The 16685-nt window shown below is 37.8% G+C and carries 15 protein-coding genes; 11 read left to right on the forward strand and 4 right to left on the reverse strand.

From position 1 onward, the window contains the following. The first annotated feature begins 24 nt into the window (after positions 1 to 24). From gap to ADH99_RS02940, 6 genes are all read left to right on the forward strand, one after another. Positions 25 to 1026, forward strand: a complete 1002-nt coding sequence (gap, locus tag ADH99_RS02915) for a type I glyceraldehyde-3-phosphate dehydrogenase (protein WP_049554530.1) — start codon at positions 25 to 27, stop codon at positions 1024 to 1026. A gap of 125 nt (positions 1027 to 1151) precedes the next feature. After that, a complete protein-coding gene (locus ADH99_RS02920) occupies positions 1152 to 2342 on the forward strand; it encodes a phosphoglycerate kinase (protein ID WP_049554531.1) in 1191 nt (396 codons plus the stop codon). A gap of 31 nt (positions 2343 to 2373) precedes the next feature. Then, a complete protein-coding gene (tpiA, locus tag ADH99_RS02925; protein WP_049554532.1) occupies positions 2374 to 3129 on the forward strand; it encodes a triose-phosphate isomerase in 756 nt (251 codons plus the stop codon). Beyond that, positions 3129 to 4658: a 2,3-bisphosphoglycerate-independent phosphoglycerate mutase gene (gene gpmI / locus ADH99_RS02930; RefSeq protein ID WP_049554533.1), complete on the forward strand. Its 1530-nt coding sequence runs from the start codon at positions 3129 to 3131 to the stop codon at positions 4656 to 4658. The genes tpiA and gpmI overlap by 1 nt, the downstream gene beginning before the upstream one ends. Before the next feature lie 86 nt (positions 4659 to 4744). Then, positions 4745 to 6046 (forward strand): phosphopyruvate hydratase, encoded by a 1302-nt coding sequence (gene eno / locus ADH99_RS02935; protein ID WP_049554534.1) that lies wholly within the window; start codon positions 4745 to 4747, stop codon positions 6044 to 6046. A gap of 612 nt (positions 6047 to 6658) precedes the next feature. Beyond that, a complete protein-coding gene (locus ADH99_RS02940) occupies positions 6659 to 7549 on the forward strand; it encodes an ROK family protein (RefSeq protein ID WP_065427283.1) in 891 nt (296 codons plus the stop codon). A gap of 770 nt (positions 7550 to 8319) precedes the next feature. Here ADH99_RS02940 and trpS read toward each other — a convergent pair. Beyond that, positions 8320 to 9315, reverse strand: coding sequence for a tryptophan--tRNA ligase (gene trpS / locus ADH99_RS02945; RefSeq protein ID WP_049554536.1), 996 nt, complete (start codon positions 9313 to 9315; stop codon positions 8320 to 8322). A gap of 295 nt (positions 9316 to 9610) precedes the next feature. Between trpS and spxA the strand changes: the two genes are divergently transcribed. Further along, complete coding sequence (gene spxA, locus ADH99_RS02950; RefSeq protein WP_005607127.1) at positions 9611 to 10009, forward strand: transcriptional regulator SpxA; 399 nt, start codon at positions 9611 to 9613, stop codon at positions 10007 to 10009. A gap of 128 nt (positions 10010 to 10137) precedes the next feature. Here the strand turns inward: spxA and ADH99_RS02955 are convergent, their stop codons facing one another. Together ADH99_RS02955 and ADH99_RS02960 are read right to left on the reverse strand one after the other, a co-directional pair. Then, on the reverse strand, positions 10138 to 10746 hold the full coding sequence (locus tag ADH99_RS02955) for a response regulator transcription factor (RefSeq protein ID WP_049554537.1): 609 nt from the start codon (positions 10744 to 10746) through the stop codon (positions 10138 to 10140). Next, the gene (locus ADH99_RS02960; protein WP_244266356.1) at positions 10739 to 11791 is read right to left on the reverse strand and encodes a sensor histidine kinase; all 1053 of its coding nucleotides are present in this window, start codon (positions 11789 to 11791) and stop codon (positions 10739 to 10741) included. The genes ADH99_RS02955 and ADH99_RS02960 overlap by 8 nt, the downstream gene beginning before the upstream one ends. A gap of 162 nt (positions 11792 to 11953) precedes the next feature. On the opposite strand from ADH99_RS02960, the gene ADH99_RS02965 reads away from it, so the two are divergent. From ADH99_RS02965 to ADH99_RS02980, 4 genes are all read left to right on the forward strand, one after another. Next, positions 11954 to 12898, forward strand: coding sequence for an ABC transporter ATP-binding protein (locus ADH99_RS02965; RefSeq protein ID WP_049554538.1), 945 nt, complete (start codon positions 11954 to 11956; stop codon positions 12896 to 12898). Beyond that, positions 12895 to 13959: an ABC transporter permease gene (locus ADH99_RS02970; protein WP_049554539.1), complete on the forward strand. Its 1065-nt coding sequence runs from the start codon at positions 12895 to 12897 to the stop codon at positions 13957 to 13959. The genes ADH99_RS02965 and ADH99_RS02970 overlap by 4 nt, the downstream gene beginning before the upstream one ends. Next, on the forward strand, positions 13946 to 15103 hold the full coding sequence (locus ADH99_RS02975; protein WP_049554540.1) for an ABC transporter permease: 1158 nt from the start codon (positions 13946 to 13948) through the stop codon (positions 15101 to 15103). Before ADH99_RS02970 ends, ADH99_RS02975 begins: the two co-directional genes overlap by 14 nt. A 748-nt stretch (positions 15104 to 15851) precedes the next feature. Next, positions 15852 to 16535: an adaptor protein MecA gene (locus tag ADH99_RS02980; protein WP_048712170.1), complete on the forward strand. Its 684-nt coding sequence runs from the start codon at positions 15852 to 15854 to the stop codon at positions 16533 to 16535. A 57-nt stretch (positions 16536 to 16592) separates the two neighbouring features. On the opposite strand, the gene ADH99_RS10700 is transcribed toward ADH99_RS02980, so the two are convergent. Next, complete coding sequence (locus ADH99_RS10700; RefSeq protein WP_414651679.1) at positions 16593 to 16682, reverse strand: IS3 family transposase; 90 nt, start codon at positions 16680 to 16682, stop codon at positions 16593 to 16595. Between the last annotated feature and the right edge of the window lie 3 nt (positions 16683 to 16685).

Genomic DNA, 16685 nt, shown 5'->3' on the forward strand with positions numbered 1-16685 from the left:
AAAATTCCTAGGAGGAAAAACTATATGACAGTTAAAGTTGGTATTAACGGTTTCGGACGTATCGGTCGTTTAGCATTCCGTCGTATTCAAGATGTGGAAGGATTAGAAGTTGTTGCAATCAATGACTTAACAGACGCTAAGCAATTAGCTCACTTGTTAAAATATGATTCAACTCAAGGACGTTTCAACGGTGAAGTTGAAGTGTTAGATGGTGCTTTCCGCGTTAACGGTAAAGAAGTTAAAGTACTTGCTAACCGTAATCCTGAAGAATTACCATGGGGTGAACTAGGCGTTGATATCGTATTAGAATGTACTGGTTTCTTCACTTCTAAAGAAAAAGCTGAATTACACTTAAAAGGTGGCGCTAAACGCGTTGTTATCTCTGCTCCTGGTGGAAATGACGTTCCTACTGTTGTATTCAACACAAACCACAACATTTTAACAGGTAAAGAAACTGTTATCTCTGGTGCTTCATGTACTACAAACTGCTTAGCTCCAATGGCTAAAGCATTAAACGATAAATTCGGTATTGTTGAAGGTTTAATGACAACAATCCACGGTTACACTGGTGACCAAAACACATTAGACGCACCTCACGCAAAAGGTGACTTACGTCGTGCTCGTGCTGCAGCAGTAAACATCGTTCCTAATACAACAGGTGCTGCTAAAGCTATCGGATTAGTAATCCCAGAATTAAACGGAAAATTAGACGGAGCTGCACAACGTGTTCCTGTTCCAACAGGTTCATTAACTGAATTAGTAACAGTTTTAGAAAAACCAGTTACTGCTGAAGAAATCAACGCAGCTATGAAAGAATTAGCAAATGAATCTTACGGTTACACTGAAGATCCAATCGTTTCTTCTGATATCGTAGGTATCACTTATGGTTCATTATTCGATGCAACTCAAACTAAAGTAATGACTGTAGGCGACAAACAATTAGTTAAAACTGTTGCTTGGTACGATAACGAAATGTCATACACTGCACAATTAGTTCGTACTTTACAATACTTTGCAAAACTATAATTTAAACTATAGATTTAGCTAATCGTATCTATTTTCTCAGGGCGATGGAAGCATTCGCTTCCTCGCCCTGTTTTCATAATGTGAGTAATGCACTCGCTCCAAATAAAAATGTAGGAGGCTATTTTATGGCTAAAAAAATCGTTACAGACTTACAAGTTGAAGGCAAGAAAGTTTTAGTTCGTGTGGACTTTAACGTACCTTTGAAAGATGGCGTGATTACAGACGATAACCGTATCGTTCAAGCATTGCCAACAATCAAATACTTAATTGACCACAATGCGAAAGTGATTTTATTCTCTCACTTAGGTAAAGTGAAATCTGAAGAAGACAAAGCTAAATTGAGCTTACGTCCAGTTGCAGAACGTTTATCTGAGTTATTAGAAAAACCAGTGACTTTCGTTCCAGAAACTCGTGGAGAAAAGTTAGAAGCTGCTATTAATGCACTTAACGAAGGCGATGTTTTATTATTCGAAAATACTCGTTTCGAAGATTTAGATGGCAAGAAAGAATCTAAAAACGACCCTGAATTAGGTAAATATTGGGCTTCTTTAGGCGACTTATTCGTTAACGATGCATTCGGTACAGCTCACCGTGCACATGCTTCGAACGTAGGTATTGCTAGCCAATTAGAATCAGCTGCTGGATTCTTGATGGAAAAAGAAATCAAGTTCATCGGTGGCGCAGTAGATAACCCAGAACGTCCATTCGTAGCAATCTTAGGTGGAGCAAAAGTTTCAGACAAGATTGGGGTTATCAACAGCTTATTAGACAAAGCGGATAAAGTTCTTATTGGTGGAGGAATGGCTTACACATTCTTCAAAGCAATGGGACGTGAAGTAGGTCTTTCATTATTAGAATTAGACCGCGTTGAATTAGCAAAAGAAATTATGGAAAAAGCTGGCGACAAATTAGTGTTACCAATCGATAACGTTGTTGCTAAAGAATTCTCTAATGATGCTGTAGCTACTATCGTTGCTTCAGATGCGATTCCAGCAGATCAAGAAGGGTTAGATATCGGACCTAAGACAGTTGAATTATTTGCAAGCTACTTAAAAGATGCAAAAACTGTTGTATGGAATGGACCAATGGGTGTATTCGAATTACCAAACTTTGCTAAAGGAACAATCGGTGTATGTGAAGCGATTGCGAACCTTGAAGGCGCAACTACAATCATCGGTGGTGGGGACTCAGCAGCAGCTGCAATCTCACTAGGATACGCTGACAAATTCACTCACATTTCAACAGGTGGTGGAGCTTCTCTAGAATATCTAGAAGGTAAAGAACTACCAGGTGTTGCTGCTATCAGTGATAAATAATTTTAACTATTAAGAAGGAGATGTTGTGTATATGCGTAAACCAATTATTGCCGGAAACTGGAAAATGAACAAAAACCCAAAAGAAACTCAAGCTTTTGTGGAAGCTGTTGTTGGTAAATTACCTTCAGGCGGACGCGTAGAAAGTGCTATTGCTGCTCCTGCAGTTAACTTAGTTACTTTATTAGAATATGCGAAAGGATCAGAATTAAAAGTAGCTGCTGAAAACTGCTACTTCGAAGATGCTGGTGCTTTCACTGGTGAAACTTCACCTAAAGTATTAGCTGAAATGGGCGTGCACTACGTAGTTATCGGCCACTCAGAACGTCGTGAATATTTCCATGAAACTGACGAAGATATCAACAAAAAAGCACATGCTATTTTCAGAAACGGCTTAACACCAATCATTTGTTGTGGTGAAACTTTAGAAACATACGAAGCAGGAAAAGCTTCTGAATTCGTAGGCGGACAAGTTTCTGCAGCATTGAAAGGTTTATCAAACGAGCAAGTATCATCATTAGTGATTGCTTATGAACCAATCTGGGCTATCGGAACTGGTAAATCAGCATCTCAAGATGACGCTCAAAAAATGTGTAAAGTTGTTCGTGACGTTGTAGCTCGTGACTTCGGTCAAGAAGTTGCTGACAAAGTTCGCGTGCAATACGGTGGATCTGTAAAACCAGAAAACATTGCTGAATACATGGCTTGTCCAGATGTGGACGGAGCTCTTGTAGGTGGAGCAAGCTTACAACCAGATTCATTCTTAGCATTATTGGAGGCAGTAAAATAATGGCAAAATCACCAGTTGCAATCATTATCTTAGATGGTTTCGGATGGAGACCAGAAGTTGAAGGTAATGCCGTTGCACAAGCAAAAAAACCAAATTTTGATCGTTATTATAACGAATTCCCTCATACAACATTAAAAGCTTCTGGATTAGATGTAGGTCTACCAGATGGCCAAATGGGGAACTCAGAAGTAGGTCATACAAACATCGGTGCTGGTCGTATCGTTTACCAAAGCTTAACTCGTATCGACAAAGCGATTTTAGATGGTGAATTCGAATCAAACCCAGCATTAAACGGTGCGTTTAACCACGTAAAAGAAAATGGCTCTGCATTACACTTATTCGGATTATTATCTGATGGTGGGGTACACAGCCACATCAACCATTTATTAGCATTAGTGGAAACAGCTAAAGCAAAAGGAATCGACAAAGTGTACATTCATGCATTCATGGATGGACGTGACGTAGATCCTAAAGCTGGTCCTTCTTACATCAAAACTTTAGAAGACAAATTAGCTGAAGTAGGCGTTGGTGAAATCGCAACAGTGTCAGGTCGTTACTATGCAATGGACCGTGACAAACGTTGGGAACGTGTGAAATTAGCTTATGATGCTATCGCTCATAGCGAAGGGCCACAATTCGAAAGCGCACAAGCTGTTATCGAAGATAGCTATGCTAAAGATGTTACAGATGAATTCGTTATTCCATCAGTAATCGTTAAAGATGGAAAACCAGTGGCAAAAGTAGAAGACAATGATGCAATCATCTTCTTCAACTTCCGTCCTGACCGTGCAATCCAATTATCAAATGCATTCACTGATAAAGAGTGGACAAACTTTGACCGTGGTACACGTGCTACAAACGTTAAATTTGTGACAATGACTTTATATAACCCAAGCGTGGATGCAGAAGTAGCATTCCCACCAATCCCAATGACAAACGTTCTTGGTGAAGTGTTATCTAAAGCAGGTCTTGCACAATTACGTATTGCTGAAACAGAAAAATATCCACACGTAACATTCTTCATGAATGGTGGACGTAACGAAGAATTCCCTGGCGAAAACCGTATTTTAATTCCTTCTCCAAAGGTTGCAACTTACGACTTGAAACCAGAAATGAGTGCTTACGAAGTAGGAGATGCATTATACAACTCAATCATCAATGATGAAAATGATGCTATCATCTTAAACTTCGCTAACCCTGACATGGTAGGACACTCTGGAATGTTAGAACCAACTATCAAAGCGATTGAAGCAGTGGACGAAAACTTAGGTAAAGTCGTGGATGCTATCCTTGAAAAAGGCGGTAGCGCAATTATCTTTGCAGACCACGGTAACTCAGAAACTATGATTACACCAGAAGGAACACCACATACTGCACATACAACAGTGCCAGTACCAGTGATTGTTACGAAGAAAGGTGTTACATTGCGTGAGGGTGGACGTTTAGCAGACGTTGCTCCAACAATGCTTGATCTTTTAAATGTTGAAAAACCAGCAGAAATGACTGGTGAAACATTGATCGAAAAATAAAGAAAACCTTAGGAATTCTTGAAAGTCTATAGGTTTTCGATTAAAATAATAACGTACAAAATAAAATTTAAAGGAGTTAATAAATCATGCCATTTATTACAGATGTATTAGCAAGAGAAGTACTAGACTCACGTGGAAACCCAACAATCGAAGTTGAAGTTTACACAGAAAGTGGAGCGTTCGGACGCGGTATGGTTCCTTCAGGAGCTTCAACTGGTGAATACGAAGCAGTTGAATTACGTGATGGCGACAAATCTCGTTACTTAGGAAAAGGAGTTCAAAAAGCAGTTGACAATGTGAACAACATTATCGCTGAAGCTATCTTAGGTTATGATGTTCGTGAGCAAATGGCGATCGACAAATTAATGATCGAATTAGATGGTACTCCAAACAAAGGTAAATTAGGAGCTAACGCAATCTTAGGCGTATCTATCGCTGTAGCACGCGCAGCTGCTGACTACTTAGATCAACCTTTATACCAATACTTAGGCGGATTCAACACTAAAGTATTACCAACACCAATGATGAACATCGTTAACGGTGGATCTCACTCAGATGCTCCAATCGCATTCCAAGAGTTCATGATTTTACCAGTTGGTGCGCCAACATTCAAAGAAGCTTTACGTTGGGGTGCTGAAGTATTCCACGCATTGAAAGCTATCTTACACGACCGTGGTTTAGTAACTGCTGTAGGTGACGAAGGTGGTTTCGCTCCAACATTCGAAGGAACTGAAGATGCTGTAGAAACAATCTTAGCTGCAATCAAAAAAGTAGGTCTAGAACCTGGTAAAGATGTATTCTTAGGATTTGACTGTGCTTCATCAGAATTCTTCAAAGATGGCGTATATGATTACACAATCTTCGAAGGTGAAAAAGGTGCTAAACGTACTCCTGCTGAACAAGTAGAATACTTAGCTGAATTAGTTGAAAAATACCCAATCATCACAATCGAAGACGGCTGTGACGAAAACGACTGGGATGGATGGAAATTATTAACTGAACGCTTAGGCGGTAAAGTTCAATTAGTTGGTGACGACTTATTTGTAACTAACACTGAAATCTTATCTCGTGGTATCGAAAAAGGTATTGCAAACTCAATCTTAATCAAAGTAAACCAAATCGGTACTTTAACTGAAACATTCAACGCAATTGAAATGGCTCAAAAAGCTGGTTACACTGCAGTTGTTTCACACCGTTCTGGTGAAACTGAAGATTCAACAATTGCTGACATTGCAGTTGCTACAAACGCTGGACAAATCAAGACTGGTTCATTAAGCCGTACAGACCGTATTGCTAAATACAACCAATTATTACGTATCGAAGATCAATTAGGTGACTTAGCTGTTTACCAAGGTCTATCAGCGTTCTACAACTTAAAAAATAAATAATTCCTAGGAATTACGGAGGGAAAGCAGATTTGCTTTCCCTCCTTTTTTTGTGCAAAAATTGAGAGATTCTACCGAAGGTTGAAGGGATAAGAAACAGCGCTTATTTTATAAAGAGTTACTATTTAATGAATGAGTTTGAAAAATGATAACCTGATTGATAGCCGTTTGAATATAGTGGATTTTGTGATGAGGCACCGCCTCGAGCCCAAGGTCTCTCGGTCTTCGAAGCTTCAAAGAGGGAGTAGTGGATGAATCCACAACTCCCTCTAATTCACATTCGATGCTTTTTCCCATCACTCATTCCACTATAACGGCTATCTTCGGTTATCATTTTTCAATGCAATTCAATTATTAGTTTTCTAACATAAGCGCTGTTCCTTATCCTTAGGTGTGAAATAAGACAATTTTTGCGAAGAAAAGAGGGAGGAGTAGAGAGAAGGAGAGAATGTTAGAAAAAGACAGCAAAACGGCTATCAATCAGGTTATCATTTTTCAAAATGTTGGAAGGAGAGCAAAATAGTTATAGTAAACCGCAAGAAAGGATAAGAGCTTTTGGAGATTTCATTGTAAAATAAATTTAGAAACGAAATCAAAATGAATGGAGGGGTTTTGATGAAAGTAGCAGTTGGCGTTGATATTGGGGGAACAAAAGTAGCTGTTGCGTTGATTAATGAGAAGGGAGAAATTGTTAGTCGTTCTCAAAGACCTAGCCAAACTGAGAGTGCAGAAAGTTTGTATCAGGGAGTGGTCCAACTCATTCAAGAGGTACTCGAAGAAAATGATTTACGTATTCAAGATACATACGGTATTGGTGTTGGTTTGCCAGGGAAAGTGGATGTGGAAAATGGGGTAGCTGTTTTCCAAAATAATATTCCTTGGGCAAATTTTCCAGTCGTAGAACGATTAAAACAAACATTCGGCGATATTCCAGTACGCATTGACAATGACGTAAAAGTGGCTGCCTATGCGGAATATCGATTACTTCATTTAAAATCGTCTGACATGTTTGGTTATGTCACTGTATCAACAGGGATTGCAGCGACTAACATTATCAATAATACGATTTTACGCGGGGAAGGTTTTTCAGGAGAAATTGGGTTTTTAAAAGTTCCGTACTTTGAATGTTTAGAATCGTTAGAGGGAGCTTGTTCAGGTGTGGCTATTGAGCGTACGGGGAGAGAGTTGTATGAAGATGTAGCCTTAACTACAAAAGATGTTTTTGAAAAATGGAAATCTGGGGAAGAAGCGGCAAATAGAATCATTGAGGAGACTGCAAAAGGGCTAGCTAGTGCATTGCATGGAATGGTTTGCCTTCTGGATCCAAAAGTGATTGTATTCGGGGGTAGCGTTTCAAATTACAATCCAGACTTTATTGAATTGATTAAAGAGGAATTGGGACTTCTCTTGCATCACGAACAAAAACATATTTTAGAAAATATAAAAGCATCCACCATTAAGGGAGACAATGGAATTATTGGAGCGGGACTTCTTGTAGTAGAATAAGCAAACGATAAAAAGTGCTAGGATTCCTAGCACTTTTTAATTTACCTTAACTTTTTCGCGGTGTGAGATAAACTATTTTAGTAAATTTATCTCATAGAAATCCTTTTGATTATCAAAAAAACATCAGTTTATTGAAAGGATAGTGGGGAATCACATTGAATGTGAATTAGGTGGAGTTAGGAATGATTTCCTTACTCCACCTTTGAAGCTTCAAAGGTGAGAGACATAAGGCTCGAACCGGTGTCCCACTATAACTCTTTCAATAATAAAACTGATGTTTTAAAGATAATCAAAAAGAATGCCCGTAAACGTTATAAGGTTTAGGTGCATCCTATCAAGAATTGTTAAATAGCCCACTTCTCTTTGCAATGGGAGATAAACTAAGAAAAGTTCACTTGTACATAAAGAAAAAGAGTCCCTCGGCCTTTATAAGGTTTGATTTCGCCGCGCTAATTTAATTAGAAAGTAATCATTTAGCCTTTTTCATTTTGCGGTGTGAGATAAACTATTTTAGTAGATTTATCTCATAGAAAAGTTTTTGATTATCCAAAAACATCAGTTTATTGAAAGAATAGTGGGGAATTACATTGAATGTAAATTAGGTGGAGTTAGGAATGATTTCCTTACTCCACCTTTGAAGCTTCAAAGGTGAGAGACTTAAGGCTTGAACCGGTGTCCCACTATGACTCTTTCAATAATAAAACTGATGTTTTAAAGATAATCAAAAAAGACCCATTCTAGAAGAATGGATCTCATTTATCAAAAATAGTTTATCTCACTAAGCCTACCGCCTTTTCCATCTTGCGTAGTGTTTTATTCGCTACGTAATTTGCTTTCTTAGCACCCTCATCCAAAATCTCATCTAACTTATCAGATTTCAACAACTCATAATAACGCTCCTGGATGGGTTCCATAACTGCGATAATGGCATCAGCTAATTCTTCTTTAAATTGGCCATAACCTACGCCTTTGAAGCGTGCCACAAGTGATTCGATACTTTCACCAGAGAAAGCAGAGAAGATGGTTAATAGGTTCGATACGCCAGGTTTTTCAACTGGGTCGAATTCAATCACACCACTTGAATCAGTAACAGCGCTCTTAATCTTTTTACGAATCACAGCTGGCTCATCAAGCATGCTGATGTATTCTTTTACATTTGCGTCTGATTTACTCATTTTCTTTGTAGGTGTTTGAAGACTCATGACACGAGCTCCTGCTTTTGGAATAAAGGGTTCTGGCATCACAAGTAATTTATTGCCATTTCCATAGCGACTGTTGAAGCGTTCAACGAAGTCACGTGTTAATTCCATATGTTGTTTTTGGTCTTCTCCAACAGGAACCACTTCAGCATTATATAAAACGATATCAGCTACCATTAGCGGAGGGTAGGTTAATAACCCTGCCGAAACGGATTGTTGCTTTTGAGATTTATCTTTGTACTGCGTCATGCGTTCTAATTCACCAACGCCGACATTACATTGTACGATCCATGCGGCTTGTGCGTGTGCTGGAACTTCAGATTGAACGAAGATGGTTGATTTTTCGGGATCCAAACCAATCGCAAGGTAAAGTGCTGCAAGCGAACGAGTTTGCTCTTTTAATTTCTTTGGATCTTGTGGAACGGTAATCGCATGTTGGTTTACGATACAGTAAGTACAATCGTACTCATCTTGCAGGGCTACGAAGTTTTTCATTGCTCCAATATAGTTCCCAATGGTTGGAATTGCAGAAGGCTGCACGCCAGAGAAGATTCTTTTTTTAGACATAGTAGTGCTCCTTAAAGTTTGTAGTTTTATTATACCTTATTTTGAAGGGATTTTCATGAAAAATAAAAATAATATTTTTCAGTGATTGTGAATACAGTCAAAATCCTAAAGCCTGTTTCTATTAGAATGAAAGCGAGTGAAAACTATTTTGAAAGAATAAAATTTTCATTAATTTTGCAAAAAGTTTGTGAAAATCAAAAATTTTTTCTAAAATCATATAGATTTTTTTTAATATATCATATATAATAATACACGTATTAAAGCCAGAGTATCATATTGAAGGAGGACATAGCGAATGGTTACATTATATACCTCACCAAGTTGTACATCATGTCGTAAAGCTCGAGCTTGGTTAGAAGAGCACAACATTGAGTACACCGAAAGAAACATTTTTTCAGAACCATTAACAATCGATGAAATTAAAAACATCTTGCGTATGACAGAAGATGGCACCGAAGAGATTATTTCAACTCGTTCAAAAGCCTTTCAAGAGTTAAAAATCGATTTAGATGAAGTCCCTTTGAATCAACTATTTTCATTAATCCAAAATAATCCAGGATTACTACGTCGTCCAATTATGTTAGATGAAAAGAGATTCCAAGTAGGATATAACGAAGACGAAATCCGTCGTTTCTTATCAAGAGAAGTACGAGCATATGAATTAGATATGGCTCAACGTTTAGTCAACTTTTAAAGAAAATTAGCCCGGAGAATTCAGGGCTTTTTTTGTGCACAAAATGAATTAGTTATTTGGAAAAAGATGGAAATAATCATTCACAAGCGAACTGCTTGCAAAAAAGGAACTTCTATTGAAGTTCCTTTTTATAATTCTTTATAGTAATACACAGCCAGTTGTGTACGGTCTCTTAACTCTAACTTTTCGAGTAAAGCGGATAAGTAATTTCTAACGGTTCCTTCGCTGAGATACATTTTCTCAGCGATTTCTTTATTGTTAAAGCCTTCTGCAACTAGATAGAGCAGTTCATTTTCACGTTCGCTTAAATGAGCGCTTGATTTCTTCTCAAATGTTTTCTTCACTGGCATTTCAATCGTTGAATCATAAACAATTTGCCCGTTCATTACAGCTTCGATGGCTGGCAGGATGCCTTTAATATGTTGTTTTAATAAATATCCCTTACAACCAATCGAAAGTGCTTTGGTAATATACTCATCATCTTGGAAGGTTGTTAGGAATAAAATATTTGCTTTTGGAAAATCCTTTAAAATTTCATGTGCTGCCTCAATTCCACTAGTTGGTTCCATACGAATATCCATCAAAACGAGGTCTGGTTGATGAGTAATATATAATTCAACAGCATCACGCCCGTCGTTTCCAGTCCCTACTACTTCAATATGGTCTTGAACAGATAGAATGGTTTCTAAGACTTGCAAAACTAAAAAGTCATCGTCGATAAGAATCGTTTTAATCATGGTGCTCCTCCTGTTTAGGAATACGGATAAAGATGTCATATCCGTTTGTAGTTTGTAGTGTCATAACTCCTTTATGTTTCTCTACGAGTTCTTTCATCATTGTGAGTCCCATTCCCGGGGTTATATTATGAGTTTTGTTCCCGTTATCTTTATATTGAATCGTATAATAATTGTTCTGTTCTAATAAGAACAATTGAAGTTGATTTCCATTTGAATACTTCATAAAGTTCGTAATCATTTCCTTACAAATGGTAAGGAAATCGTATTTCAAACCGATGGGGATCTCATCAGATATTGTGTTTTGATAATTGACTTGCGCCTTCTTCTCAAGGGGATGAAGGATTTCATCCATCTTTTGAGAAAGTAAGAAGGAGTCATCATAAAGGTTATGAATGGTTGAACGGATTTCGTTCATTCCGCTTTGAAGAATTCCTGAAACTTGTTCCAATTTTTTCTCCACAACAGGTTCATTAGTGATAATTTGTAGGGCTTCTAGTTGCATAATCGACGCACTCAGCGTATGTCCAATTTGATCATGCAAGGCATGGGAGATACGGTTACGTTCTTTGAGAGTAGCAACCTCCATTTGTTTTAAAGTTTCCTCTTGGCTAAATTGCTGCCTTTGAAGTAGAATCAATCGTTCATGCTCCAAGTCGTCTTGGATAAGGTGACTCTTTATTCTGAATTTTTTATCATAGCTACTACGCAAAATAAGATATGTTCCAATAACGGTTAGTAGTAATGTTAATAGATTTGGACGTAGTAGAAGGAGAACTCCAGTAAAAATTCCTGGGGGTCCAAACAGTTGAGCGGCATGCATGATGAAAATTGAAATATAAAGTACACACTCAGGAAAGACAATACATAATGCACCAGAAATTACCAAAGCAATGCGTTGTATCCAACTATTTTCAAAAACTTCCATGGATAGAGAGAAAATAAAAATACAAAGTCCTAGAAAGATTGTAAAGACCTCTACTTGTTGTCCCATCAAATACATACTAATCAGAATAAAGAACATTAATTTCTCTAAAAAAGTCCGCAAATCTCTCACCTCCGACGCTCTTTCTTTCAGTGTAGCCCAAATAGGGAGAAATATCTACTCATTTATGACAAATGTCATATGCAACTAACGACATTTGACACTAGTTTGTGACAAGCATGCTGGATATACTAAGAATGTAAAAACAATCAATGAGGTGAAGACATGGAAAACAGTATCCAAGTAAAAAGTCTTGTAAAACGATACAAAGACTTGATGGCATTAAATCATTTTGATATTGAAATTCGTAAAGGAGAGCTGCTAGCGCTTCTTGGACCAAACGGATGTGGAAAGACAACTGCGATTAACAGTATGTTAGGATTTTTAACCTTTGATAGTGGTGAAGTAACGGTTTTAGGAGAAAGCAAGTTTCCGTTATCCAATAAAGTACGACGCGAAATTGGGATTGTTCCACAGGATTTAGCGTATTTAGATAATTTAACAGTAGAAGAAAATATTGATTTCTTCTGCGGATTGTATATTTCAGATGCAAAGAAACGAAAACAATATGTACAAGAGGCAATTGAGTTTGTAGAATTACAAGATTTCCGCAAATTCGTTCCAAAGAAATTGAGTGGGGGGTTGAAACGCCGCTTGAACATCGCATGCGGAATCGTACATAAACCAAGTCTAATTTTCTTTGATGAACCAACAGTAGCGGTGGATACACAAAGTCGTTCATTTATTTTAGAAGGCATTCGCAAGCTCAATGAACAGGGAAGTACGATTATTTACACAACGCACTACTTAGATGAGGTGGACGGGTTAAGTGACCGAATCGTGATTATGGATAAAGGGAAGAGTATTGTTTCAGGTACTTCTCAAGAATTGAAAAAATCTATTGCTACTTCTGAAATTATCCAAGTAGAACTGTCAACCGTTCCAACAGAAGAACAAGTGGCTCGCTTAAAACAAATTCCGCACGTTCTTGTTTTAGAGCAACATAAAGATCATTTGAAATTCAACTTCGAACAAGGAACGAATCACTTGCTTCACGTGGCCAACGCCCTTGAAGAATTGAACTTGAGTTATGTTCGTTTATACAGTGAACAACCAAGTTTAGACGATGTGTTCCTTGCATATACAGGGAAAGGACTTCGAGATTCATGAAGACATTCTTAAAATTATTTACTTATTTATCAAAAGACGCTTTAAAAGATTTTTCATTCTCGTTCTGGGTGTTACTTTATCCAATTATCTTGGTTTCACTCTATTTCGTGTCTTTTTCAGGAATTATGAATCAAGATATGGGTACAGTTCGTGTAGCAATGACAACAAATAATCCATACCATTATGTATTCGAACAAGCGGGAGACTATTTTGAAATTATTGATGTTGATTCTAAGGAGGCTGGGAAAGAACTTGTAACAGATGATAAAGCTGACGGATTCGTTGACAATAACTTAGATGTAGTCGTAAGCAAATCGTCGGGGGTTCCTCAAAGTGTTTTGAAAAATGTAGTGACACAAATTAAACAAGTTCAAAGTTTGGGGCAAGGGGCTGCAAGCATTGATTTTAATAAGAGTTGGGTTACTCAGGCAACCAGCGATGTGAGCCAAGGAACGATGTTATTCTATAGTGCACTTGCCAGCTTTACAATGTATTCCGTATTTAGTGGTGTTGTTTGTGCAGCCTATTTAAACGGAAATGTGTCACCGATTGGGCGACGTATTATGGGCAGTCCATTTAGCAAAGGAAAACTCATTATCAATTGCTTTTTGATTGGATTATTGCTCAATATCACTTCGAACGCAATTTTACTTATCTACATGACACAAGTATTGAAAATTGATTTATTCGCAGATTGGGGAGGAAGTCTCCTTCTTATGTTGATGGGAAATGTATTTGGAATTTCAGCAGGTCTTTTGATAGGAACCAATCAAAAACTCACTATGCAAGGGCGAATCATCTTCTCGTTAATGCTAAACCTCGTTCTCTCGGCGCTAGCTGGAATGATGGGAACAGCAATGAAAGGTTTTGCCAATACCTTTATGCCAGGATTTAATCAATTTAATCCGGTCGCATTAATGGTTACAGGATTTTATCAATTAAACCGACTCGTAGGGAGTGCCCATCTAGGCAGAACTTACTTATTGCTTGGTATTTACACACTAGCACTTCTAGGATGTGCATTATGGAGATTAAGGAGAACACGTTATGATAGTCTATAAATATTTTTTAAAACTTGCTTATCGATTAAAATCATATGCGATTATTTTCCTAGTTATCTTTATGGGAATGGGACTTTCTCAAGTGCTAGGAAATCAAGAAGTAACAGGATTCCAAGACACAAAGTATAAAGTCGTGATTAAAGACGAATCAGAAGGAAATAGCGACATTATCAATGCAATGATTGCTTCTCTGAAAAAAGATCATAAAGTCACTCTAACAACCAATAGCGATAACAGCATGAAAGAAGCAGTTTATGCAAATGATGCGGATGGCGCAATGTGGATTCCATCAGACGTTGATGCAAGAATCAACAAAGGGGAAGAAGCATTGAATATGGAAATTGGAAATTCGCTTGAAGGAAATTTACTTCGAGAGTACGTAAATTCATATATACGCTATGCAGTCGTGTTGAAAAATCAAGGCAATTTCAGTGCTGAAAATATGGATAAAATTTTAAAAGAGCAAGCAACAGTGAGTGTGATATCAAAAGATGCTACTGTCAAAGATGCAGATTACTATGCAAAATTTGGTGAAATCTATTTTTCATACACACCATTTGTTTACATTTCAGTCTTTATCTTCTTGCTTGGGTTAATCTTTGCCTTACTTGAAAAGGATGAAGTAGCAAAACGAATCATCATCGGCATGAAGAGCGTGAATCGTGTGACGTTTGAAAAATTCCTTGGTGGATTAACCGTCGTTGGAATCATCGTAGGAATTAATTTAGTTTTTGTTGCTATTTTAGCACCAAGCTTCTATGTGAGTGCAGGATCTCCAAAATCATTAATGCTCACGATTTCGATGGCTCTTACAGCCTACGCATTAGCATTCCTTTGCTCAGTAATTATTGGGGACAATCGTTATGGTTATTCTGCTGCAAGTACAGTTGTTGGGATGGGATTGTCATTTATCTCAGGCATTTTTGTACCATTAAGCTTACTCAATCCGGTAGCTATTAGTATCGCAAAATTCTTCCCAGTATATTATGTGATTTCAGCTGCAGAAAATCCTTCAACAGATTTTTCAAGTTACGCTTTCAACCTAGGAATGGTACTTTTATTCGGAATATTATATGTTGCATTAGCCTTTAGTATCCAACAGATTCGTACAAGACAATTTGGTCGCAGCCTGAAGAAAGCCTAAGCCTTATAAAAGAAAAAGTATCGTCGTTTCGCGGCCAATTCCATCCTATCGACCCTTCCAAAAATAAGAAATACGAAGGTTTTAGCACCTTTTCAAACAGCTTGGAGGGGAAATTTGAACAGAATAAATAAAAGAAGATTACGAAGAATCTTGTGGATTTTATAATCGCAGTAACGGGGAATTGCATCGAATGTGAGGGAGAAAGACAGAAATAGCCTAAATATATTTATGTATTTAGGCTATTTCGTTTTCTTTCCCCCACAAAGTTGAATAGGGATGAGCTAGCTGGAAACAGCGAAGCTCATTCCATTCAACCACTGTGCTTATGCGGAGTAGGGACAAGTCCCGTAGTTAAAACAGTTTATAAAGTTAGACGCAGTAGCTGATTGAATCAAGCTTCATCACTTGTGATTCGCTTAATTCTAATCAGCCTTGCGGGGGTAAGATTACAAAGCAAACAGGACTCACACTGTGAGTCCTGTTTTGTCTTTGGTCTTACTCCCGTTTGAAGCTTCGAAGGTGCAAGACTACAGGCTTGCGCCGGTGCCCCGTAACAGCGATTATAATTCAAATTCACAAGGATTCGCAGTAATCTTTTTTAGTATATTTGAACGCAAGTTCAATTTGCCCCATCCAAGCTATTTTTCAAGAAGCACAAACCAATTAATATTCGTGTTCCAATCGTATTTCTTTTATTTTTGTCAGGTTTGGTCTAGAATAAATAGATAAGGAAAAAGGGGTGAATATTATGGAAATGGAACGCATTAACGACGATACATTCTTATTACGTATCGAGAACCAAGATCTCATCGACCGTGGTACATCAATACCTGAATTACTTGGAAATCCAGGAGAAATCGAAGGCTTTTTCCATAGTATTTTAGAGGAGATGGGCGTCTTGAATCAATTCGAAGATTCAGACGGATTAAGTTTTCAAATCATGCCAAATCCAGACGGCCTAGAACTCTATGTAACACGTATTGTGGACATGGGAGATGAATCGACAGACGAGCGTATGGTGCGCAATATCGTTGATACGATTCAACATTCTCTAACAGACCGTATTGGGAAGAAGCGTAAAGAGGATAAAGAAGAAGGAAAAATTTCTCCAAAACCAGTCATTAATACGGAAGATAAATCTTCAACATTGAAACCAATCGATGTGACAGTCGTCTTTGAAGATTTCGAAGATTTCGTCTCAATGGCAAAAGAAACAGCAGGGGAGTTCGACCAATCTGTTCTTTACCGTTATAGTGGACATTACTTCTTACATGTTTTCCATCAAGTGGAAAAACCAGAAGAAGTTGCTGCGAAAATGGCACTTGTTCGCGAGTATGCAGAGTTTTCAAGAATTTCATGGGAAGTATTAAAAGAATACGGCGAAGTCATTATGCCGGAAGCAGCCTTGGAAACAGGCAAACAATATTTCTAAAAACCAAAAAGAGTTGAGCAGTTGATATGTACCCAGAATCCTGGACACATTATTAAATTAAGCTGAACGCATGGATGTTTCCCTGTATTGAACAGGGGACATCCATTTTGTTTTTTCTTGAATTCTTTTGTTATTGTAATAATCTATATA

The organism is Granulicatella sp. 572.rep1_STHE, from assembly GCF_001073445.1.
In the GTDB taxonomy this organism is placed as follows: Bacteria; Bacillota; Bacilli; order Lactobacillales; family Aerococcaceae; genus Granulicatella; species Granulicatella adiacens.